At 37.7% G+C, this 21136-nt stretch carries 21 protein-coding genes and 2 pseudogenes; 14 read left to right on the top strand and 9 right to left on the bottom strand.

The window, feature by feature from the left end; translation table 11 throughout:
* Window positions 1-125 precede the first annotated feature (125 nt).
* On the top strand, window positions 126-1466 hold the full coding sequence (locus IGL80_RS11785; RefSeq protein ID WP_002358649.1) for an MATE family efflux transporter: 1341 nt from the start codon (window positions 126-128) through the stop codon (window positions 1464-1466).
* Window positions 1467-1490: 24 nt separating this feature from the next.
* Here IGL80_RS11785 and IGL80_RS11780 read toward each other — a convergent pair whose 3' ends face one another.
* Entirely contained in the window at window positions 1491-3317 is a 1827-nt protein-coding gene (locus IGL80_RS11780; protein WP_002394654.1) for a M3 family oligoendopeptidase, read from the bottom strand.
* Between the two features lie 127 nt (window positions 3318-3444).
* Here IGL80_RS11780 and IGL80_RS11775 point away from each other — a divergent pair, with 127 nt between their 5' ends.
* From IGL80_RS11775 to IGL80_RS11765, 3 genes are all read left to right on the top strand, one after another.
* Window positions 3445-3954, top strand: coding sequence for a VanZ family protein (locus IGL80_RS11775; RefSeq protein WP_002355488.1), 510 nt, complete (start codon window positions 3445-3447; stop codon window positions 3952-3954).
* Window positions 3955-4084: 130 nt separating this feature from the next.
* Complete coding sequence (locus IGL80_RS11770; RefSeq protein ID WP_002358651.1) at window positions 4085-4813, top strand: YebC/PmpR family DNA-binding transcriptional regulator; 729 nt, start codon at window positions 4085-4087, stop codon at window positions 4811-4813.
* A 52-nt stretch (window positions 4814-4865) separates the two neighbouring features.
* Window positions 4866-5336, top strand: a complete 471-nt coding sequence (locus tag IGL80_RS11765) for a C-GCAxxG-C-C family protein (RefSeq protein WP_002384891.1) — start codon at window positions 4866-4868, stop codon at window positions 5334-5336.
* A gap of 75 nt (window positions 5337-5411) precedes the next feature.
* Here IGL80_RS11765 and IGL80_RS11760 read toward each other — a convergent pair whose 3' ends face one another.
* On the bottom strand, window positions 5412-5585 hold the full coding sequence (locus tag IGL80_RS11760; protein WP_002355495.1) for a hypothetical protein: 174 nt from the start codon (window positions 5583-5585) through the stop codon (window positions 5412-5414).
* Window positions 5586-5697: 112 nt separating this feature from the next.
* A complete protein-coding gene (locus IGL80_RS11755) occupies window positions 5698-6672 on the bottom strand; it encodes a ring-cleaving dioxygenase (protein ID WP_002358652.1) in 975 nt (324 codons plus the stop codon).
* 30 nt (window positions 6673-6702) lie between these two features.
* On the opposite strand from IGL80_RS11755, the gene IGL80_RS11750 reads away from it, so the two are divergent.
* Entirely contained in the window at window positions 6703-7275 is a 573-nt protein-coding gene (locus tag IGL80_RS11750; RefSeq protein WP_002358653.1) for an alpha/beta hydrolase, read from the top strand.
* 66 nt (window positions 7276-7341) lie between these two features.
* Here IGL80_RS11750 and IGL80_RS11745 read toward each other — a convergent pair whose 3' ends face one another.
* On the bottom strand, window positions 7342-8868 hold the full coding sequence (locus IGL80_RS11745) for a UDP-N-acetylmuramoyl-L-alanyl-D-glutamate--L-lysine ligase (RefSeq protein ID WP_002373306.1): 1527 nt from the start codon (window positions 8866-8868) through the stop codon (window positions 7342-7344).
* 203 nt (window positions 8869-9071) lie between these two features.
* On the opposite strand from IGL80_RS11745, the gene IGL80_RS11740 reads away from it, so the two are divergent.
* The 4 genes from IGL80_RS11740 to IGL80_RS11725 all read left to right on the top strand — a co-directional run bounded on the left by IGL80_RS11740 (window position 9072) and on the right by IGL80_RS11725 (window position 13490).
* A complete protein-coding gene (locus tag IGL80_RS11740) occupies window positions 9072-10721 on the top strand; it encodes a putative polysaccharide biosynthesis protein (RefSeq protein WP_002364837.1) in 1650 nt (549 codons plus the stop codon).
* A 108-nt stretch (window positions 10722-10829) separates the two neighbouring features.
* Window positions 10830-11564, top strand: coding sequence for a pseudouridine synthase (locus tag IGL80_RS11735; RefSeq protein WP_002355501.1), 735 nt, complete (start codon window positions 10830-10832; stop codon window positions 11562-11564).
* A gap of 133 nt (window positions 11565-11697) precedes the next feature.
* Window positions 11698-13113 carry a dipeptidase PepV gene (pepV, locus tag IGL80_RS11730; RefSeq protein ID WP_002358655.1) on the top strand — a complete coding sequence of 472 codons (1416 nt, stop codon included), beginning with the start codon at window positions 11698-11700 and terminating at the stop codon, window positions 13111-13113.
* Between the two features lie 143 nt (window positions 13114-13256).
* Window positions 13257-13490 (top strand): hypothetical protein, encoded by a 234-nt coding sequence (locus tag IGL80_RS11725; RefSeq protein ID WP_002355504.1) that lies wholly within the window; start codon window positions 13257-13259, stop codon window positions 13488-13490.
* Window positions 13491-13654: 164 nt separating this feature from the next.
* On the opposite strand, the pseudogene IGL80_RS11720 reads toward IGL80_RS11725, so the two are convergent.
* Window positions 13655-14092: pseudogene (locus tag IGL80_RS11720) on the bottom strand (acyltransferase family protein); the annotation flags it as partial.
* Between the two features lie 55 nt (window positions 14093-14147).
* Window positions 14148-14828 carry an IS6-like element IS1216 family transposase gene (locus tag IGL80_RS11715; RefSeq protein WP_010713561.1) on the bottom strand — a complete coding sequence of 227 codons (681 nt, stop codon included), beginning with the start codon at window positions 14826-14828 and terminating at the stop codon, window positions 14148-14150.
* A 141-nt stretch (window positions 14829-14969) separates the two neighbouring features.
* Here IGL80_RS11715 and bsh point away from each other — a divergent pair, with 141 nt between their 5' ends.
* Both bsh and IGL80_RS11705 read left to right on the top strand, forming a co-directional pair.
* Entirely contained in the window at window positions 14970-15944 is a 975-nt protein-coding gene (gene bsh, locus IGL80_RS11710) for a choloylglycine hydrolase (protein ID WP_002355428.1), read from the top strand.
* 443 nt (window positions 15945-16387) lie between these two features.
* Window positions 16388-16582 carry a hypothetical protein gene (locus IGL80_RS11705; protein WP_002358658.1) on the top strand — a complete coding sequence of 65 codons (195 nt, stop codon included), beginning with the start codon at window positions 16388-16390 and terminating at the stop codon, window positions 16580-16582.
* Window positions 16583-16594: 12 nt separating this feature from the next.
* Here IGL80_RS11705 and IGL80_RS11700 read toward each other — a convergent pair whose 3' ends face one another.
* Both IGL80_RS11700 and IGL80_RS11695 read right to left on the bottom strand, forming a co-directional pair.
* The gene (locus IGL80_RS11700) at window positions 16595-17224 is read right to left on the bottom strand and encodes an IS6 family transposase (RefSeq protein WP_002358659.1); all 630 of its coding nucleotides are present in this window, start codon (window positions 17222-17224) and stop codon (window positions 16595-16597) included.
* Window positions 17225-17255: 31 nt separating this feature from the next.
* On the bottom strand, window positions 17256-17441 hold the full coding sequence (locus IGL80_RS11695) for a hypothetical protein (RefSeq protein ID WP_002358660.1): 186 nt from the start codon (window positions 17439-17441) through the stop codon (window positions 17256-17258).
* 29 nt (window positions 17442-17470) lie between these two features.
* Here IGL80_RS11695 and IGL80_RS11690 point away from each other — a divergent pair, with 29 nt between their 5' ends.
* The 3 genes from IGL80_RS11690 to IGL80_RS11680 all read left to right on the top strand — a co-directional run bounded on the left by IGL80_RS11690 (window position 17471) and on the right by IGL80_RS11680 (window position 19929).
* Entirely contained in the window at window positions 17471-17800 is a 330-nt protein-coding gene (locus IGL80_RS11690) for an LPXTG cell wall anchor domain-containing protein (RefSeq protein ID WP_002358661.1), read from the top strand.
* A gap of 127 nt (window positions 17801-17927) precedes the next feature.
* Window positions 17928-18866, top strand: a complete 939-nt coding sequence (locus IGL80_RS11685) for a 2-dehydropantoate 2-reductase (RefSeq protein ID WP_002335374.1) — start codon at window positions 17928-17930, stop codon at window positions 18864-18866.
* 25 nt (window positions 18867-18891) lie between these two features.
* Window positions 18892-19929: a PTS sugar transporter subunit IIC gene (locus IGL80_RS11680; protein ID WP_002358662.1), complete on the top strand. Its 1038-nt coding sequence runs from the start codon at window positions 18892-18894 to the stop codon at window positions 19927-19929.
* Window positions 19930-20233: 304 nt separating this feature from the next.
* On the opposite strand, the pseudogene IGL80_RS11675 reads toward IGL80_RS11680, so the two are convergent.
* Window positions 20234-21116: pseudogene (locus tag IGL80_RS11675) on the bottom strand (IS256 family transposase).
* Window positions 21117-21136 lie beyond the last annotated feature (20 nt).

Here is a 21136-nt window from a genome sequence, read left to right as displayed (position 1 = left end):
CTAGAAGTATCAATAAATAGACAGATTATTTAATCGCTGGGTTGAATAATTGAAGGATTCTGATTTTTGCGTAAGCCTTGAAGCAAAAAGAATGAGTCCTTTTTTTGTTAGAAGGAGATTTGGGTATGGAGCAAACACAGCAAAACCATTTTACTGCGTTGTTTTATAAAAATGTTCTGTTAGGAATTTTAAGTATGGCGGCACAATCAATTTTTATTTTGGCGGACACATTTTTCATTGCAAATGGAATCGGCACCGAGGCGTTGGCGGGGCTTAACATTGTCTTACCACTCGTTAATATTATTAATGGATTAGGTTGGATGTTTGGCGTTGGCGGCGCTACGTTGTTTTCGACCACGGTTGCGCAAAAAGAAATCAAAAAAGCCAATCAGTATTTTAGTTTAACGATTGGGTTAGTTTTCGTTATAGGGAGTCTCTTTACTTTAGTGAGCTTGATTTTTTCCAATCAAATTATTCGGGGACTTCAGGGGACCGGTGTCTTGTTTGGTTTGGCAAAGGAATATTATATGATTTACCTTAGCTGTTCATTATTATTTATTTTAAACAATTGCCTGATTACTTTTTTAAGAAATGACCATAATCCTCGTTTGGCAACGATTGCTTTTGTCAGTGGGGGAATTGTCAACATTATTTTGGATTATGTCTTTATTTATCAATTTGGGTGGGGTATGGCAGGTGCGGCCATTGCAACGGTGATGTCACCGTTAACAAGCTTAATCCTGATTACGTTGCATAAGTGGTCGCCGCAACGAGTTTTACGTTTTGAAAAGTTTAAAGTGAAATTTCAGGATGTTCGAGAAATTATGTCGATTGGTTTTTCCTCCTTTTTAAATGAATTTTCTTCGGCCTTTGTCATGTTTTTATTTAATATTGTTTTGTTAAACTTAGTTGGTCATGTGGCGATTTCAGCTTATGCGATTGTTGCCAACCTCAATATTATTGTGATTGCCATTTTTACAGGGATTGGGCAAGGGGCGCAACCATTACTCAGCCGATACTATGGTTTAGGGGAAACGAAGGTGTTGCGTAAATTTGTTAAACTTAGCTTTATTACGTACTTGGTTGCCGGCTTCCTGTTTTTTTTAATCAGTCAAGTGTTTACGGGACAAATTATTGAGGTCTTTAATAGCGAAGGGAACGACCAGTTGGCGCAAATTGCTAGGACAGCCATCCGCTTATATGCGATTTCCTTCTTGTTTACAGGATTGAATTTTATGGGGATTTATTACTTTTCGGCAGTTCGTAAACCGAAAATGGCGCTAATGATTTCCTCTTTGCGTGGATTCTTTTTAATTGTGCCAGTTTTATTTATTTTGGTGAAATTACTAGGATTAACCGGTGTTTGGTTAGCCATGCCCGTAGTTGAATTTGTTACGTTTGGACTAATGCTTGTGGGCTACCTTGCGTATCGAAACTATTTGAAAAAAAGAGAAGCAGTAACCTGATGTTGGTTACTGCTTCTTTTTTGCTTAGTTTACATAGTTTTCAGTTAAAGTCATGAATTGTTCCACATCTTTTAGGACTTGATCAATGCCGGCTTGCCAGAAATCAGGTTTTGTTAAGTCAACATTTAAATGTTTTTTCGCTAATTCTTCGCTTGTCATCGAAGCAGTGTCTCTTAATAACGCAATGTATTGGTCTTCAAAAGAGCTGCCTTGTTGATTGGCATACGCATAGATACCCATGCTGAATAGATAGCCAAAAGTATATGGGAAATTATAGAAAGGCACATCATCAATAAAGAAGTGCAATTTGCTCGCCCAGAAATGAGGATGATAACTGCCAAGACTATCTTTGTAGCTTTCTTTTTGCGCCGCTAACATTAATTCAGTAATATCTTCTTCCGCTACTAAACCTTTTTGGCGCGCTTGATAAAAATTATTTTCAAAGATAAAACGCGCATGAATGTTCATAAACATGGCAATGGCATTTTGCATTTTTGTGTCTAAAAGGTTAATCTTTTCAACGTCTGATTTGGCCTCTTTTAAGGTGGCGTCAGCAACAATCAATTCTGCAAAGGTACTAGCCGTTTCTGCTACGTTCATGGCATACTCTCGATTCAATGAAGGTAAATCCCACATCACGCTACTATGGAAAGCGTGACCTAATTCATGGGCTAAAGTAGCTACTTCGTTGATTGAATTGCCAAAGGTCATGAAAATACGCGACTCTTGTGTTTCAGGTAATTCTGTACAATAACCCCCAGGACGTTTGCCTGGACGATCTTCAGCTTCAATCCAACTTTTTTCAAAAGCCATTTGGGCAAAATCAGCCATTTTTGGACTGAATTTACGGAAATTTTCTAAAATAAAGGCAGCGGCTTGATCAAAGGAATACGTTTTTTCTTCTAAATCACCTAAAATAATTGGCGCATCTTGGTCTTGCCAATCCATTTTTTCTTTACCGAATAATTGCGCTTTGCGCGTTAGAAAGTCGACGAATGGTTGTTTATTTTTTTGGATGGTTTCCCACATAACCGTTAATGTTTCTTGACTCATTCGATTATAGTTTAAGGGATTTTCTAAATAATCTGTAGTGCCATGCAATTTGTAATCAGATAAACGGAACCCATCCAAGTGATTTAGGGTGTCTGCTAAAATTGAAGCTTTGCCACTCCAAGCTTTCTCCCAGGCTGTAAACAAACGTTGACGAACCTTTTTATCAGGATCTCCCATCATGCGGTTAAAGGCTTGGCCTGCAGATAGTTCTGTCACAGAGCCATCTTTTTCTTCAAAAGGAATCACAATGGAAGCAACAATCGTATCGTAATGTGTACTCCAAGCATTTAAACCATCTAGAGAAAGCGTATTGATGATATTTTCTTCTTGTTCGGAAAGCAGTTTTTTTCCATCACGGCGTAATTCATTTAAGCGAAAAGCCATTGTTTTGAACGGTTCTTCGGCTAACAGGGCTTGCCAATGTTCTGCTGAAATCTCGGTGATTTTTTTAGTAAAAATGGTTTCAGCTAATTGAATCGCTGGCAACAGATTGTATAAATCGCCTGATAAAATTTTGGCCTTGGTATCATTAGTATTAGCAGAAATTAAAGCAGTTAAAAAACTATTACATTGTGAAAAGCCATTTGAGATTTTCCCTTGTAACGTTAAGATTTCAGCAAATTGTTCTTTGCCTTGGGCACTTTCTGGTGTCCATTCTGTGATTAATTGATGGTACTCTTTTGTCTGTTCGGTTAATTGAGTCATTCGTTGGCTAAGTTCTTTGGACTCGCTCCCATTGGGGAAAATACTGTCTAAATCCCATGTAATAGAATAGGTCATATCCAATCCTTCTTTCATTTTTTTCTTTTCAGTATATCATAAGACCTAAGAGAAGTTGTTTCTTTTTCCCTCGAAACCGACTATAATAAAAAAGAATTTTCCGTGGCAGACACGGGGCAACTTGAAACCAAGAAAAGAGGATTATATGAAAAATTATTTGAAAGATAGTAATTTATATTTAGTCATTGCGTTTGTTATTATGGCCATTTTATTTTTCAGTTCATCACAGACGTATGAACAGCAATCACAAGTTGGTCTTTTAGATAAACTTCTGGGCAGTCATCCTTTTGAAGAACAATTAAAAAACATTTCTTTTCAATATGCTGGCAGTGAAGTGAGCATTCAAGCTAGTGGTTATAGTAAATTTGTTGAATTTTTTATTCGTAAGGGAGCCCATTTTGGTACGTATTTTCTATTAGGTGGTAGTTGGTTTATTGGATTAGTGCCAAGAATCAAAGGTCTGTTTTTAACAGCTGTTGTTTCCTGGCTAGCTGCTACTGGCTATGCAGGTTTAGATGAATTTCATCAAATGATCACAGGCGGAAGGACCCCTCTTTTTCAAGATGTTATGTTGGATGCCATGGGTGCTTTGACAGCCATCGTTATTTGTTTGGTGGTTCATGGTTTGAAGAAAAATAAAAAAAGAAGACGCTAATTTAGAAGAGCTTCGTTTATTCGTCAGAAAGATGGATAAGCGAGGGTCTTTTTTTGGTAGCGCTTGTTCCTAACTGAAAAGAAGAGTAGAATAAAGGAGAATAGTAACGAAAAGTCAGGAGGAATCAAGGATGTCAGGACACAGCAAATGGAGCAACATTCAAGGGCGTAAAAATGCGCAAGATGCCAAACGTGGGAAAATTTTCCAAAAAGTTTCAAGGGAAATCTATATGGCGGCAAAAGCAGGTGGCCCTGACCCCGCAATGAATCCTGCTTTACGTTTAGCAGTCGATAAAGCTAAGTCAGCCAATATGCCCAATGATAATATTGCTCGCGCCATAAAAAAAGCCAGTAGTGCTGGTGAAGGGGAACATTATGACGAGGTAACTTATGAAGGATACGGGCCAGGTGGCGTGGCAGTTTTAGTTCATGCACTAACAGATAACCGCAACCGAACGGCCACCAATGTTCGCGTCGCGTTTACTCGAAATGGTGGCTCTTTAGGTGAAACGGGTTCGGTGAATTATATGTTTGATCGTAAAGGCTATATTGTCATTAAGAGAGAAGATCATGCAATTGAGGAAGACGACATGCTAGAAGTCGTTTTGGAAGCAGGCGGCGAGGATTTAGAAACATCACCAGAAGTATTTGAAATTTACACAGTACCAGAAGATTTTACAGCGGTTCGCGATGCTTTAGAACAAGCAGGTTATTCATTAGCACAAGCTGAATTAACAATGGTTCCGCAAACCTTACTAACCTTGAACGATGAACAAAAAGCGCAATTAGAGCGCTTGGTTGACAAGTTAGAAGACGATGATGATGTGTCAGAAGTATTTACCTCTGCAGAAAATCTATAAAATAAAGGGATGCTTGGCGTCCTTTTATTCATAAAATGAAAGCGGATACAGAGTGGAGGGCATTTTGAAAAAGAGAATTTGTTTACAAGCAATCAGGGAAGAAGCGGAAGCCTATTATCGTAACGGTGATTTTTATTGCTCGGAAGCGATTGTGGCGACCATTCGGCAGCACTTCGATGCGGAGATTCCCATTGAAGCTGTGGCCATGGCTTCTGGGTTTCCTGTAGGTGTTGGAGGAGCGAAGTGTATTTGTGGTGCTCTTTCAGGCGGGGTTATGTGTCTGGGCTACTTTTTTGGTCGGACAGAAGCCAAAGGAGAACAAGTAAATAAAACGATGGCTTTAGCCAACGAATTGCATCAAAGTTTTCGACAAAAGCATCGAGTGGTTTGCTGCAGTATTTTGACAAGTAAAATGACGATGGGTTCACCTGAACATATGGAACAATGCATTGGCTTTACTGGAGAAATCGCTGAAACAACCGCAAAAATTATTGCACGAGAACTTGCTTACGAATTAGTCTAGTAAAAAATGAGAGAGGAGCAACCAGATTCATTCACCTGAATCTGGTTGCTCCTCTCTCATTTAATGCGTAATCAATTAACCAAGTACTTTTTCATAAGCTTCCACTTGAGATAAGACACGTTGGAGCTGTAATTCATTTTCAATATAGTTGATTGAATTACCTAAATCTTCTTGGCGGTTTGTTTCTAAACGATCGACTTCTTTTTTTGCTTCGTTCAATAAGTGTAGAACTTCTTCCTTAGATAACATGTACTCACCTCCTTGCGCAGTTCATCTACTATTAGTGTACTCCTTTTTTTCAAAAAAGGGCAATAATAGGATATTAAAAAACAAAAATAGCGGTTCTAACCGCTATTTTTGTTTACTCATGGCGTTGTTGTGCTAAAATCGCTTCGATTCGTTCTCTTTGATCTGCCAAAAAGTGAGGCAAATAAAGGGGGATTTCATCAAAGTTTGAGCTTTGATTTTCATAGGCTTCGGCATCTAGCAGGCCTTTTTGTGTGGCTACTTCAAATAACAAGTGGTTCGGTTCTCTAAAATACAATGATTTGAAAAATTCGCGGTCTTTAATTCCTGAGTTTGTAAAATTCTTTTCCTCTAACAGGCTATCAACTTGCGTTAATTCTTGCGTATCTTCCACCCCAAAGGCGACGTGATGAACGCCACCAATTCCTTCAATGGCAAGCGGATTGGTACGGTCATCAATGATGTGCACCTCTTGATAAAACTGTGGATGATGATTTTCCAGAACGGTTACTTCATGCGCAGTTTCAAAAAAAGGTACTGTTTCTTTTTCATGCCAATGTAAATAATCCACTAAAGGTTGTTTGGTAGCTGCGGCATATTGGACGCGTAATTGAATTGCATCAATGCCTAAAATTGCATGTTCTACTGGAATTTCAGAATGCTCAGCTGGAAAATAATCTTCCGCATTTTCAAATTCACGTAACGGAACAAGCGCCATTTGCGTATTATCGGGCGCTTCAAAACGCAAAATTGGGTGTTGGTTAAATGTTTCCACACCATAGTGGCAGATACCCGCTTGCTCAAGACGTTCTGCCCAAAAATCCAAAGAGGCGCGCGTTGGTACTTTTAAAATAGTTCGTTCAATTGTATTTGTCCCAAAGGATTGATCTTGGCCATCATTCAATTCAAAAAAAGTTAATTCGGTACCTGTTCGTTGCTCATTATCTGAGAAAAACAAGTGATACATGGTGTGGTCATCTTGGTTGATCGTTTTCATTAGTAATTTTAATCCCAGTGTATTATGATAGAAGTCAAATGTAGGCTTTATCAATCGATTTAAAATAGAGATGTGATGAATTTGTGCATACATAGTAAAATTCCTTTCTTGGAGGTTTATTAAATGAAACAATTTTTTCAAAAAGGGTCGAAACCTAATCAATTAGTTGTCGCTTTCCATGGTACTGGTGGCAATGAATATCAATTATTAACCACCATCGCAACCCTTTACCCAGAAGCGAGTGTTCTAAGTTACTTAGGAACAGAAGGTGTAGGCGAACAGCGACGCTTTTTTGCGCCATTAGTCAATGGAGCATTACCTCGTGCTAACTTTGATGAGCGAGTGACGGCGTTTCTAGAAGAAGTTTGGCAACCGCAAAAGTTATACGATGAAGTTATTTTTATAGGGTACTCTAACGGTGCCAATTTTATTTTAGGCCTATTAGAAAAGAACCCGACTATTGCTAACACTGTTATTTTACTGCATCCAAGCAATTTAGGCTATCAATATGTATCTGGTGAGTTTGCGACAAAAGTGATTGTCACAACAGGGGCTCAGGATGAGTTGAGTATTCCGGGACAAGTTCTTTCTTTAGCTAATCAATTAAAGAAACATTTCCCAGTCGACTTTTTGCTCGTTGATGGCGGTCATGGCTTATCAGAAGAAGAAGTAACGAAAATAAAAGAAGTTCTTTAAAAAACAAGCTGCAACCTTTGCTGATAAGTGGTTGCAGCTTGTTTTTTTCATGTGTGTTTAAATGATTTAGTTCTTTTTATTAATGAAAGCTTCCGCAAGGGCAAAGTCTCCTGCGTAAGGTTCATCTACGCCGTTTACTTTTTGATAAAGGTCGGCGCCTTTACCAGCTAAGACAATCGCATCATCAGCCGTTGTGCTTAAAGATAATGCGTGAGCAATTGCTTCGCCACGATCTAAAACGGTGTAAACAGGCATTTCTTTGGTAATATGGGCTTGAATTTCTTGGCAAATTTTTGCTGGATCTTCACTGGCTGGGTCATCGGTTGTTAGGACTGCAACATCAGCCAATTCAGAAAGAACCCTACCAAAGTCTTTGCGGCGAGAAATCGCTTTGTCTCCCGTGCTACCGACAAGAACAATTAAGCGGCCGTCAGGATGTTCTTCACGGACAAAGGTTAAAAGATTCTTCAAACTGTCATAGTTATGAGCGTAATCAACATAGACGGTTGCACCGTTGGTATTCGTTAAAGATTCCATCCGGCCAGGGACGGTGGTTGCTGCGATCCCTTGTTGACACTCTTCTTTTGAAGCTCCCACAAGGACACTAGCAATCGCCGCACTTAACGCATTACCTTTGTTAAAATCACCACCTAAACGAAGGTGATAAGAGCCAGCCAATCCTAACGCATCTGCAGGACTTTCAACGATAAAACGTAAGGAATCCTCTGAAGAAACAGCGAATGAATAGTCAACTTCTGAAGCTGGCTGACTGCCATAGACAATGGCAGGGACTTTTTGCTGTTGTGCGGTTTCTTTAAGTAATGGAAAATAATCAGCTTCGTGATTCAACACAATGACTTTAGAATGTGTAATCAATTGACGTTTGCAATAAAAGTAATCGTCAAAGGTTGGATGTTCAATTGGACTGATATGGTCGGGGGTAATGTTTAAAAAAATGCCGACATCAAAAAATAACTTGTAGACACGATTAGTTTTGTAGGCTTGGGAAGAAACTTCCATAATAAAATGAGTCATCCCGTTAGCAACAGCGGTTGCCATCATTCGATACAAGTCCAAAGATTCGGGTGTAGTCAAGGCAGATTTAAAGAATGTTTTGCCATCTAATGTCGAATTCATGGTAGAAAGCAAGGCTGTTTTTTGTTGTGTAGCAACATCTAAAATATATTTGGTGAAATAAGCCGCTGTTGTTTTACCTTTGGTTCCAGTAAAGCCAATCAGTTTTAATTTATTTTGTGGATAATCATAAAAAGCCATGCTTAACACAGCCATTGCTTTTTTAATGTCAGTCACGATAATTCCTAGTTGTGCTGGAACCTCATAAGGCACCTCAGAAACATAGATTTCTAGGCCGTCTTTTACAGCATTTTCTAAATAGATTTCTTTAAAGTTTAATCCTTTACAAAAAAAGAGTGTTTCTGCTGTTACGTCTCTCGAATCGTAAGAAAGAGCCGTTACTTCTCGTTGACCTAACGTGTCGGAAAGAGTCAAGTGCCAGCCTTCTGGTGAAATAAATTCTTTTAATAAATCTTCTTTTTCTAAGCAATCGCGAATTGCGAATAATGAAATCGTCACTTTTTTTGCCTCCAAACGTTTCAACGAAATTTCAAAACTGATGTCATTATAGCATTATTTTTCTTTTAAAAAAACCATCTCGTTAGCGTGAGAAAATCCATGAGAAATGTTAAAATAGGATAATTCTTCGAGAAAGTCGTTGCATATCCCAAGATGAACAATTAAAATAAAGAAAGCATACTCAAAGAATATTGGAGGACAAAATGATCAATCAACCAAATTCAGTTGATCAACCAATCCTGACGAACCAAGAAAAAATGGTCAAAGGCTCAGCTTGGATGACAGCTAGTAATATTATCTCCCGCATGTTAGGGGCGATTTACATCATCCCCTGGTACGCTTGGATGGGCGAGCACGGAAACGAAGCGAACAGTTTGTTTTCAATGGGGTATACGATTTATGCCTTATTCCTAATGATCTCTACCGCCGGAATTCCAGGTGCGATTGCCAAGCAGACCTCGCATTATAATTCATTGAACGAATATAAAATTAGTCGACAGCTTTTTTATCGTGCCTTACAACTAATGGGTGGCTTAGGTGTGGTTTTTGCTATTGTGATGTATTTGGCATCTCCGGCATTAGCAGCTTTGTCTGGCGGAGGACCTGAATTAGTTCCAACGATGCGTTCATTAAGTTTAGCCGTTTTAGTTTTCCCAAGCATGAGTGTCATTCGCGGTTATTTCCAAGGAAATCAAGAAATGATGCCCTTTGCTTTATCACAAATTGTTGAACAAGTAGCACGAGTTTTTTACATGTTATTAACTGCTTTTATTATCATGAAAGTCTTTGAAGGTAATTACGTTACAGCGGTGACCCAAGCCACTTTTGCGGCATTTATTGGGATGCTCGCAAGTTTTGCGGTTTTAGGTTATTACATGTACAAACAAAAACCATTATTTGATTATTTAGAAGAACACAGCGCCAATGAACATGAAATTGCTCCAAAAGAGTTATTGATTGAAACTTTTAAAGAGGCGATTCCTTTTATCGTAGTTGGCTCAGGGGTGACGGTCTTTAAACTTGTCGATCAGTTTACTTTCTCAAACTTTATGCGTTTGTTTACGGATTATTCAGATACCCAATTACGAGAGCTTTTCGGTATTTTTAATGCCAATCCGGACAAATTAACCATGATTGTCGTGGCTTTAGCGACTTCGATTTCGGCTACTGGATTACCGTTAATTACAGAAGCGGTCACCTTAAAAAATCATCGTGAGTTAGCGCGTTTGATTAGTAATAATTTACAACTTTTTGTGTTTGTAATGTTGCCAGCAACGTTCGGTATGATTGTTTTAGCGCAACCACTATACACTGTTTTTTACATGCCAGATGCTTTAGGTACTTCTTTATTAGTGCAAGCTTGTTACGCTAGTTTATTCTTGGGCTTGTATATGTTAGTGTCAAATATGTTGATGGGGATGTATGAAAATCGTGACGCAATGCGTTATTTAGGAATTGGTTTAGCAGTGAAATTAATCGTGCAATTCCCCGCAATCCGTTTATTTGAAGTTTACGGTCCGTTATTAGCAACGATGATTGGCTTTACGGTTTCTTGCGTATTGATTCTAAGAAGAATTCGTCAAGTGACACGTTTTAATTACAAATTAACCTTACGGCGAACATTGTTAATGTTCTGTATTACAGTCATCATGATGATTATCGCTTTGATTTTCCGTCAGTTCTTGTATCTATTTTTAGATCCAACTAGACGTTTCCAAGCCTTCATTATCGTTGTAATTGTGGCTGCTGCAGGAGGCGCTTTTTATGGCTATTCGGTCTTGAAGATTCGCTTAGCTGATCGTTTATTAGGGAAAAATGCCGCAAAATTACGTGCAAAATTCAATATTAAATAATAGCTGATTGAACTCCTTTCAGCAGATTCTCTTAAGAGACAAGGCTTGAGACATCGATCGATTCGATTTATGTCCCAAGCTATTTTTTTAAAGGAAAGAGGAATGACGATGCGTTTAGATAAATTTTTAGCCGATGTTGGTATCGGTAGTCGTAAAGAAATCAAACAATTGTTAAAGAAAAAAGTCGTTACGGTGAATGGTGACGTCGTAAAAGAAGCCAAAACACAAGTAAATGAAGAAACAGATCAAATTGCCTTGATGGGAGAAATTCTTACGTATCAGAAATTCTTTTATTACATGTTGCATAAGCCACAAGGTGTCATTTCTGCGACGGAAGATCAGCGAGATGAAACGGTAATTGACTTGTTAACTGATCAGGATTACCGTGCCGACTTGTTCCCAGTTGGTCGCTTGGATAAAGATACCGAAGGCTTGCTTCTATTAACAAATGATGGCCAGTTAGCGCATCAATTATTATCCCCCAAAAAGCATGTGGATAAAGAATATTTAGCTGAAGTTGAGGGACTTGTGACAGCGGAAGATTGTCAACTGTTTGCGCAAGGATTTGCCTTGAAAGATGGAGAAATGGTTAAACCAAGTCGTTTAGTCATTGAGACGATCAATGAGGAAGAAGGGACTTCCGTAGTCCGTTTAGTGATTCAAGAGGGAAAATTCCATCAAGTCAAACGGATGTTAGCCACTGTAGGCAAACCTGTGACGTATTTAAAACGATTACGAATGGGCGAACTATGGTTGGATGAAACGTTAGAACTAGGGGAATATCGGCCCTTAACAGAAGCCGAATTGCAACAACTACAACCTAAACAATCATACCTCAATTAAAATAAACAAAAACCCAGCCCTTTCTGCGGAAAAGATAAAAATTTTCTCGAAAAATAGTGTCGGGTTTCTTTCTTTTTCTGCATAAAATGGTATGATTGACTATGTAGAACTTTATGAATAGGAGTGACAACAAATGACAATTGATTGGACAAAAGAAGTCGAAGCACGTAAAGACGACTTATTAGAAGATTTACAAAACTTATTACGGATCAACAGTGAACGTGATGATGCACAAGCAACACCTGAAGCGCCCTTTGGACCTGGGCCAGTTGCTGGCTTAAAACACATGTTAGCGTATGGTGAACGTGATGGCTTTACGGTGAAAAATGTCGACAATTACGCTGGACACATTGAATATGGTGAAGGCGACGAAACGTTAGGGATTTTTGGTCATATGGACGTTGTTCCTGCTGGTGATGGTTGGGAAACAGATCCTTATGAACCAGTCATTAAAGATGGCAAAATTTATGCACGTGGTGCAAGCGATGATAAAGGCCCAAGTATGGCTGCTTATTACGCAATGAAAATTATCAAAGAATTAGGCTTACCCGTGTCTAAAAAAATTCGTTTCGTAGTAGGAAGTGACGAAGAAAGCGGCTGGGGCGATATGGATTACTATTTCCAACATGAAGAAGCGCCAGACTTTGGTTTCTCACCAGATGCTGAGTTCCCAATTATTAATGGGGAAAAAGGAAATGTGACGATTCGTTTAACTTTCCGAGGCGGTAACGGTGCTGATTATAAATTAGAAAGCTTCAAATCTGGCTTACGTGAAAACATGGTTCCGGGAACAGCAGATGCTGTTGTAACGGCTGCTTCAGCAGACGAAGCGGCTTCACTAGCTGCTAGCTTTGAAACATTCATCAAACAAGAAGCAAAAATTTCAGGTAACGCAGAACTTTCAGATAAAACAGTGACTTTCCATGTAGTTGGTAAAGGTGCTCACGGTGCTAGCCCACAATCTGGAATTAACGCAGCGACTTTCTTGGCAACTTTCTTAAATGATTACAGCTTTGCAGAAGGCGCATACAGCTTTATTAATACCATTGCTGAATTTATCCATGAAGATTTTTATGGCGAAAAATTAGGTGTGGCTTTTGAAGACGAAAAAATGGGTAAATTGACAATGAACGCTGGGATTGTTAACTTTGATCCAGAAAATCCTGAAAATAGCTTAGTAACATTAAACTTCCGCTATCCAAAAGGAACTTCAGCAGAAGAATTACAAGCAAAAGTTCAAGCAACAGTCGGTGAAACGGTCACTGCAACACAAGGAGATCGCAACCAAGAACCGCATTATGTACCAGTTGATGATCCATTGGTGGCAACGTTACTACAAGTTTACGAAGACCATACAGGCGAAAAAGGCCAAGAACAAATCATTGGTGGCGGTACTTATGGCCGCTTATTAAAACGTGGTGTTGCCTATGGCGCAATGTTCCCTGGCTACACAGACACAATGCACCAAGCCAACGAATTTATGGAATTAGATGACTTATTCCGAGCAGCTGCTATTTATGCAGATGCGATTTATCGTTTAGCGAAGTAAAGTAAAAAAGCTGTTTTCGATTTTCGAAAACAGCTTTTTTTGCAATTTTTGTCTTTTAAAAACCCAAAATCAGAACCGTCAATTTACTGAAAATTTCTTGCAAATCAAAGGATCCCACGATACGATAAATAGGAGAAAACGCAATGAGTGAAACACTTATTGTTAACTATTTAATCAAAGGACGTGTGAAAATGAACGTAGAAGAATTAGTTCAAAAAGCAAAAGATTTAATTGGAGAAGGTAACGTGGAACATGCGCAACAATTCATTGAAGAACATAAAGATGAATTAGGCGAACACTATCATAAAATTACAGCGATGTTAGCTGATACAACGACCGATGGTTTGTTTGATAAAATTAAAGGATTGTTTCAATAGTTGAAAAAAATCTGAGATAAAAGTGTTTAGCTCCAAAAACCAAGTAGGTACGATGATTTAATCTGTTCATGCTTCACAGTGAAACATTGCAACTCTCGCCGTTTAACAGTTTTTGAGCGTGGAGCAAAAATCCAAAGTGATTTTTGTCCCACGCTCTTCTTTTTTTATTTAACTTTTAACCATTGTTTTGGCAACACATACGCAATTGGATTAAAAAGATAATCCGCTCCCCGTTTCACCACAGGCATATTCGTAATAGCTAAAATGAAGAGGGCTAAGAAGAAAAGTGCCAGGATTCGGAAAGTAAACCATTCTTTAAAGAGTGTGTCTAATTGCAAACCACTTTCCAACAGAATAATTAAGGGCATATGCAAGAGATAAGGGTAGAGGGTATCTTTTCCGAGGGCGCTTAAAGGTAACTTTCGTTTCGGCAATAATGCAAACCAAGAAAGAGACACCAATGCTGCAGCAACGTAAAAGAACAGCTGAATGAAACTACTGTATTCAAAGGCCGGACTAATTTCAGCGTAGGAAGCCCAACCAGTTAAGAAGCCCCAAAATTTCGTTGCCAATGACCATTGACTATTTACAAATAAAAAGGAGGGTTCTGTTGCAAAGTTTTAAATAAAGAATAAAATCCCTTACGGTATCTATGATTTAAGCTGGGATTCCCAATAATACCTTGATTTCAGTACAGACCGAAAACCCGAAGAGAGTACCTTCTTTTCGGGTTTTCTTATATAATCCTCGAATGGCTTCCATGCCTTTAATCGTGGTAGAGGCAGTGCGTAAACTTCGATAGAATTTATTGCGTCTCTTTACTGGACGATGGTCTTGTTCAATCAAATTATTCAGGTATTTAATGGTACGATGTTCTGTCCCTTGATAAAAGCCGTATTCTTTTAGTTTCTTAAAGGCACTTGTAATAGAGGGGGCTTTATCTGTGACTACAACCTTCGGTTCATCAAACTGCTTCACTAACCGCTTAAGAAAAGCATAGGCTGCTTGTGTGTCCCGTTTTTTACGTAACCAAATATCCAAGGTTAAACCATCTGCATCGATGGCTCGATACAAATAATGCCATTTTCCTTTAATTTTGATGTACGTTTCATCCATTTTCCATGAATAAAAGGATTGTTTATTTTTCTTTTTCCAAATTTGATAGAGTAGTTTGCCATATTCTTGCACCCAACGATAAATCGTCGTATGAGAAACGTTAATGCCACGATCATATAAGATTTCTTGAACTTCACGATAGCTAAGGTTATAACGAAGATAGTAGCCCACGGCTACAATAATCACATCCTGCTGAAATTGCTTTCCTTTAAAATGATTCACCGTCATTCCTCCTGCTATCTTTTTCTATTATTCTACCTTATTTGATAGTAGATTTAAAACTTTGCAACAGAACCATTTGATAAAAAAGAGTATTGGGTGTACTATTTTAGTGACTGAATTAGTATATAGGAGGAATTGATTATGTGTACAGCAATTACTTATGTATCAAAAGATCATTACTTTGGAAGGAATTTTGATTATGAAATTTCTTATAATGAGGTGGTTACTATTACGCCGAGAAATTATAAGTTTTCATTTCGAGAAGTTGGAAATTTAGATCATCATTTTGCAATAATTGGAATTGCTGCTGGGATTGCTGATTATCCGCTTTATTATGATGCAATAAATGAAAAAGGATTAGGAATGGCTGGATTAAACTTTTCAGGCTATGCAGATTATAAAAAAATTGAAGAAGGAAAAGAAAATGTTTCTCCATTTGAGTTTATTCCTTGGGTATTGGGCCAATGCTCTACTGTAGATGAAGCAAAAAAATTATTGAAGAATCTTAATTTAGTAAATATTAATTTTAGTGATGAACTTCCGTTATCCCCTCTCCATTGGCTGTTGGCTGATAAAGAGCAATCTATTGTGGTTGAAAGCACGAAAGAAGGCTTACGTGTATTTGATAATCCTGTAGGCGTATTAACAAATAACCCAACATTTGATTACCAATTATTTAATTTAAACAATTATCGTGTACTTTCAACTAGAACTCCAAAAAATAATTTTTCAGATCAAATAGAGTTAGATATTTATAGTAGAGGAATGGGTGGTATTGGGTTGCCAGGAGATTTATCATCAGTATCTAGATTTGTAAAAGCAACTTTTACTAAGTTAAATTCTGTATCAAGAAGTTCAGAATATGAAAGTATTAGCCAATTTTTTCATATTTTAAGTTCTGTCGAACAACAAAAAGGATTGTGTGATGTTGGTGATGAAAAATATGAGTATACGATTTATTCTTCATGTTGTAACCTGGAAAAGGGAATTTATTACTATCGTACGTATGACAATAGTCAAATTACTGCTGTGGATATGAATAAGGAAAATTTAGAGAAGGATAGCTTAATTGTTTATCCAATGGTGGAAACACAACAAATTAACTATGCTAATTAATTTGTTGTAATTCTTGTTTTTATAAGTATTTTCGAAATGAGTTTAAATAAACGGGAATAATAGAAGAGTAGATTTAAGTTATTGATAACTACTAGGTAATTGATGATAAATTAAACAAATTAGATGCTTTAAGGAAAGATGACAAAAAAAGTACAGTATTACATGAAAAAGTGGATTTTTGAGAAAAAAAGGGTTTAACAATTAATATCAAAAACAACTATTCTTATAAAACGAATAGTTGTTTTTTTGTATTCATATTTTCTATAAAAAAATGAATAGTAAACGCTTGTAATTTTTTAATAAGAAGAATAGCTTGTTATAAGAGTAACTACGATTGTCCGCATAATTTTTTTGAAGTGTAAAAAAAATATAGAGTTATAAATGTGATAGGTGTATTAGTATTTATTTAAAAGACTAAAAAATGTGAAGGAGTTTGAATCGAAATGAAAAAAGTATGTGCTATTTTAATGATTTCTGCGTCAGTTTTAGGAATGGTGCCCAGTAATGTACCAATTTTTACAGCAGAAATAAATTATGCGCATGAAAATGAATTACAAATGAATCCGTTTGTTATAGCGTTTGTCGATAAAGTGAAGGGTTCTGTTGCAAAGTTTGAAAATCAAACGCGCCCTCTCTGAACTCCAAATATCTTAGGCTGGTATTCCCATTAATACCTTGATTTCAGTAGACACCGAAAAGCCGAAGAGCGTTCCATTTCTTCGGTTCTTTTTATATATTCCTCGAATGGTCTCCATGCCCTTAATCGTGGAAGAGGCTGTACGGAGACTTTGATAAAATTTATTCCGTCGTTTAATAGGTCGATGGTCTTGTTCTATTAAATTGTTAAGATACTTCACAGTTCGGTGCTCTGTCTTAGTATATAAACCCACACTCTGTAACTTTCTAAAGGCGGAGCCAAGAGAAGGTGCTTTATCGGTCACAATTGCTTGCGTATCCCGTTTCTTTCGTAACCAGATATCTAAGGTTAAGCCGTCCGCATCAATTGCACGATAAAGATAATGCCAACGTCCCTTAATTTTGATATAGGTTTCGTCCATTTTCCATGAATAGAAGGATTGTCTATTTTTCTTCTTCCAAAGATCATAGAGGACTTTGCTGTACTCTTGCACCCAACGATAAATCGTAGTATGACAAACATTTATTCCACGATCATATAACAATTCCTGAACTTCACGATAGCTTAGATTGTAACGCAGGTAGTAACCAACAGCGACAATAATGACGTCTTTTTTGAATTGTTTGCCTTTAAAATGATTCATTACTCTGTCTTCTCTGTCTTTTTTCTCAATTTTACACTAAAATAGATTTTTTGGAAAACTTTGCAACAGAACCTTTTTTTGCAATAGAATTACTAATGGGAAAACAAATTAATGCGATAACCAGACCGATAGCAATTTCGTGAAAAATAATTGTTATTAAGAATAAAACTATACTAGATATGAATAAACTTAAAACATGTATTTTATCTTCTTTCATAGGATCCTCCCGTTATTGTCATACAATAGTTGTTTGATTTATATTTTAAATTATCAATAAAAGAAAAGCTAGGAAAAAAGCATTCAAACGAAAACCCAGTTAATACAGATACAGGCGTTGTGATTGTCGCAGTTGAAGATAGTAAACCGATTATTCAATTAGCAGACGGAACAACAAAGAAAGTTGAAGCTAAAGAAATTGGAGCAGACGTTCAAAAAGACGGAACAGTAACGGTTAAAGGTTCAGACGGAAGAATGAAAGTTTTACCAAAAACAGGAGAAACAGAAAATATTGCATTGTCTGTCCTAGGTTCATTAATGGTATTAGGATCAGCATTCATTTTTAAAAAGAGAATCTAATTAAGTATTTATAAAAGCATGGTCGCAAGTTTTACACTCTCCTACTTGAAGTTTCCGAATGAAAACTCTATAATGAGAAATGTGAAAATGTTCACTTATTATAAATTAAGTTTGGAGGCTTTTATTTATGAAAATTGCAATTGCAGGGGCCGGCGCGATGGGTTCCCGGTTCGGACTGATGTTGAAACAAGGTGGTAACGATGTTTTGCTAATCGACGGCTGGCAGGAGCATATCAATGCCATCAAAGAAAACGGATTGAAGGCTAATTATAATGGCGAAGAAATTACTGTTAAAGTCCCAATTGTTAATCAGAATGAGGTGCCCACTGGTGAGCAATTTGATTTGATTATCTTATTCACGAAGGCAATGCAGTTGGAAAAAATGCTGCAGGATGTTAAACCATTAATTGCTGATCACACAGAAGTTTTGTGTCTTTTAAACGGTATCGGTCATGAAGACGTAATCGAAAAATTCGTACCGATGGAAAAAATCTTTATCGGCAACACCATGTGGACTGCTGGTCTAGAAGGTCCCGGCAAGGCTAAATTATTTGGCAGCGGGTCTGTTGAATTGCAAAATCTAGGTATTGGCCAAGAAGAATCAGCGAAAAAATTGGCGGAAACTTTGTCCGCGTCTGGTTTAAATGCCAAATATTCCGACAACATTCATTATTCAATTTATCGTAAAGCTTGTGTCAATGGTACGATGAATGGCTTATGCACGATTTTAGACGTCAATATGGCGGGGCTTGGTGCAACCAAACCTGCTCATGACATGGTAGTGACTATTGTTAACGAATTTGCAGCTGTTGCTGCCAAAGAAAACGTCAACTTAGACATTCCCGAAGTAATCGAACATGTAGAAACTTGTTTTGACCCGACTACGATTGGTATGCATTTCCCATCGATGCACCAAGACTTGATAAAAAATAACCGTTTGACCGAGATTGACTACATCAACGGAGCCATTTCTCGTAAAGGTAAAAAATATGGAGTAGTAACTCCTTACTGTGATTTCTTAACGCAACTGGTTCATAGTAAAGAAGAAATTCTAGGAGCAAAATAGTAATCATTAGAAAGAGGATGAGAAAATGGAAGAAAAATTAACTCCAAAAATATTTTTAAATAAAGTATTAGCGGGTACCGCAACGGGGATCATCGTAGGGTTGATTCCTAACGCGGTATTGGCAGCAATTTTGAAATTATTTAGTGAAAATACCTTAGCAGTAACGATCACACAAATGGCAGTTATTTTCCAACTAGCTACTCCACTATTGATTGGCGCTTTGATTGCGGTGCAGTTTGGCTTCAAACCAATGCAAATGTTAGTAGTTGCCGGTGCAGCTTTCGTTGGCTCCGGTGTTGTGAAATTCAATCCTGACACAGCTACTTATATCGGTGCTGGTACCGGAGACATCATCAATACCATGATTACTGCATCAATCGCTGTCGGCATGATCTTGTTGATCGGCGAAAAATTTGGGTCCGTGGCAATTGTTGCAACACCAATCGTTGTTGGTATCGGCGCTGGTCTAATCGGCTATTATTTATATCCTTACGTAACCAAGATTACTGCCGCTATCGGTGACTTAATTAATACCTTTACTACTTTGCAACCAATTTTGATGTCAATCTTGATTGCATGTTCCTTTGCTTTCTTGATTATCTCACCGATCTCTACAGTTGCCATTGGTATGGCAATTCAATTGAACGGTGTTTCTGCTGGTGCAGCCGCTATGGGTGTTGCCGCAACAACAGTTGTCTTGGTAGTTAACTCTTGGAAAGTCAACAAACCAGGGGTTACTTTGGCCATCGCATTGGGTGCTATGAAAATGATGATGCCAAACTTGTTTAGGAAACCAATTATCTTGGTGCCATGTCTATTCACCGCTATCATCTCAGCAATTCCAGTAGCGTTATTCTCAGTCTCAGGGACTCCTGCTTCTGCTGGTTTCGGTTTGGTAGGGTTGGTAGGTCCGTTGGCTTCATTGGACGCCGGTTTGAGTATTATTCTAATATTAATCAGCTGGTTTGTTGTACCAATCGTAGCTGCTTTCGTAGGTCAAATCTTATTTGAAAAAATCTTGAAATTGTATGATCGTAAAGATGTTTTCGAATTTTTAGGATAGTCAACTAGAAAAAGTGTGAGCCTTGTGCTCACGCTTTTTTGTGCAATTGAAGTTGGTGAATCTCAGCGAAAAGAGAAAGGTACCTTAAATAGTGTGTTTCTGGTCAATAGCACAATGAAATATCTAAATACATTATGAACTGCTTTTCGTTTTATGAAGAGCAGTTTGTGCTATTTGAGAAATTGCTCAATTTAATCATTAAGTAGTTTCATCAATGGTGACTATGCTACTGCAATTCTTGTTGTACCAACCGGGAGCGTCAATAATTTTGTGTAAATAACTCGTCCTTCTGCAAAATAATGGGTTACTCAGTAAACATTGAAGCTAATGTATCCGTCACTTGTTGGAAGCCTTTATGGCTTCTATTTAAGAATTTTTGATTGTATGTATCAAAGATGGATACTAGGAAACGCTCTAGTGATTCTTCATTTTGAAACTGCTCTTTTCTGCGGCTGTATTTCTTGATTTGTTTATTGAAAGATTCGATTAAATTAGTTGAGTAAATGCTTCGGCGGATACCAGGCGGAAACTCATAAAAAGTCAATAAATCTTGATTTTTTATCAGTGACTGCGTCACTTTAGGATAAGTTTTCTGCCACTTCTCAATCATACTCCCTAAAAAGGTATTTGCCTCTTCCTTTGAGCTAGCTTGATAAACAGCCTTAAAATCATCACAGATTTCTTTTCGATCTTTGACACGTACTTTATGAGCAATATTACGGGAAACGTGAACACAGCAATGTTGGTATTTAGCTTTAGGATAAATCTGGTGAATCGTATCTTTCATGCCTTTTAAGCCATCGGTAATAAACAGTAAGACATCATGAACCCCTCTGGAGTAAATGTCCTGTAACAACTCATTCCAAACGTAGGTCGATTCAGTCGGAGCAATCGCATAACTTAGTACTTCTTTAGTGCCGTCTTCTCGTATACCAATGGCAATATAGATTGCTTCTTTGGAGACGGTTTGCCGTTTTAAAGGAATATAAGTAGCATCCATGAAAATAGCGACATACTTATCATTTAGAGTTCTAACTTTAAATGCATTTACTTCTTCAGTCTGCGATTTCCGACATGGTAATACCTTTTCGGAAGAGGTGAATGACGGTCTCCTCTAAGGTATCATTCGTCCGTCTATAAGCAGGAACAGTCTGTTGCTTGAACTCGCCGTTGCGGTCGCGCGGAATTCTGTGAATGTGTTGTGGTA

Source organism: Enterococcus sp. DIV2467a, from assembly GCF_050532945.1.
GTDB lineage: Bacteria > Bacillota > Bacilli > Lactobacillales > Enterococcaceae > Enterococcus > Enterococcus faecalis.
This window is presented reverse-complemented; position numbering and strand designations above follow the sequence as displayed.

Excerpts from the sequence above, each read along its gene's own strand:
- IGL80_RS11785 (WP_002358649.1), top strand. The coding sequence starts at position 126 with ATGGAGCAAACACAGCAAAACCATTTTACTGCGTTGTTTTATAAAAAT.
- IGL80_RS11780 (WP_002394654.1), bottom strand. The coding sequence starts at position 3,317 with ATGAAAGAAGGATTGGATATGACCTATTCTATTACATGGGATTTAGAC.
- IGL80_RS11775 (WP_002355488.1), top strand. The coding sequence starts at position 3,445 with ATGAAAAATTATTTGAAAGATAGTAATTTATATTTAGTCATTGCGTTT.
- IGL80_RS11770 (WP_002358651.1), top strand. The coding sequence starts at position 4,085 with ATGTCAGGACACAGCAAATGGAGCAACATTCAAGGGCGTAAAAATGCG.
- IGL80_RS11760 (WP_002355495.1), bottom strand. The coding sequence starts at position 5,585 with ATGTTATCTAAGGAAGAAGTTCTACACTTATTGAACGAAGCAAAAAAA.
- IGL80_RS11755 (WP_002358652.1), bottom strand. The coding sequence starts at position 6,672 with ATGTATGCACAAATTCATCACATCTCTATTTTAAATCGATTGATAAAG.
- IGL80_RS11750 (WP_002358653.1), top strand. The coding sequence starts at position 6,703 with ATGAAACAATTTTTTCAAAAAGGGTCGAAACCTAATCAATTAGTTGTC.
- IGL80_RS11740 (WP_002364837.1), top strand. The coding sequence starts at position 9,072 with ATGATCAATCAACCAAATTCAGTTGATCAACCAATCCTGACGAACCAA.
- IGL80_RS11735 (WP_002355501.1), top strand. The coding sequence starts at position 10,830 with ATGCGTTTAGATAAATTTTTAGCCGATGTTGGTATCGGTAGTCGTAAA.
- pepV (WP_002358655.1), top strand. The coding sequence starts at position 11,698 with ATGACAATTGATTGGACAAAAGAAGTCGAAGCACGTAAAGACGACTTA.
- IGL80_RS11725 (WP_002355504.1), top strand. The coding sequence starts at position 13,257 with ATGAGTGAAACACTTATTGTTAACTATTTAATCAAAGGACGTGTGAAA.
- bsh (WP_002355428.1), top strand. The coding sequence starts at position 14,970 with ATGTGTACAGCAATTACTTATGTATCAAAAGATCATTACTTTGGAAGG.
- IGL80_RS11705 (WP_002358658.1), top strand. The coding sequence starts at position 16,388 with ATGAAAAAAGTATGTGCTATTTTAATGATTTCTGCGTCAGTTTTAGGA.
- IGL80_RS11700 (WP_002358659.1), bottom strand. The coding sequence starts at position 17,224 with ATGAATCATTTTAAAGGCAAACAATTCAAAAAAGACGTCATTATTGTC.
- IGL80_RS11695 (WP_002358660.1), bottom strand. The coding sequence starts at position 17,441 with ATGAAAGAAGATAAAATACATGTTTTAAGTTTATTCATATCTAGTATA.
- IGL80_RS11685 (WP_002335374.1), top strand. The coding sequence starts at position 17,928 with ATGAAAATTGCAATTGCAGGGGCCGGCGCGATGGGTTCCCGGTTCGGA.
- IGL80_RS11680 (WP_002358662.1), top strand. The coding sequence starts at position 18,892 with ATGGAAGAAAAATTAACTCCAAAAATATTTTTAAATAAAGTATTAGCG.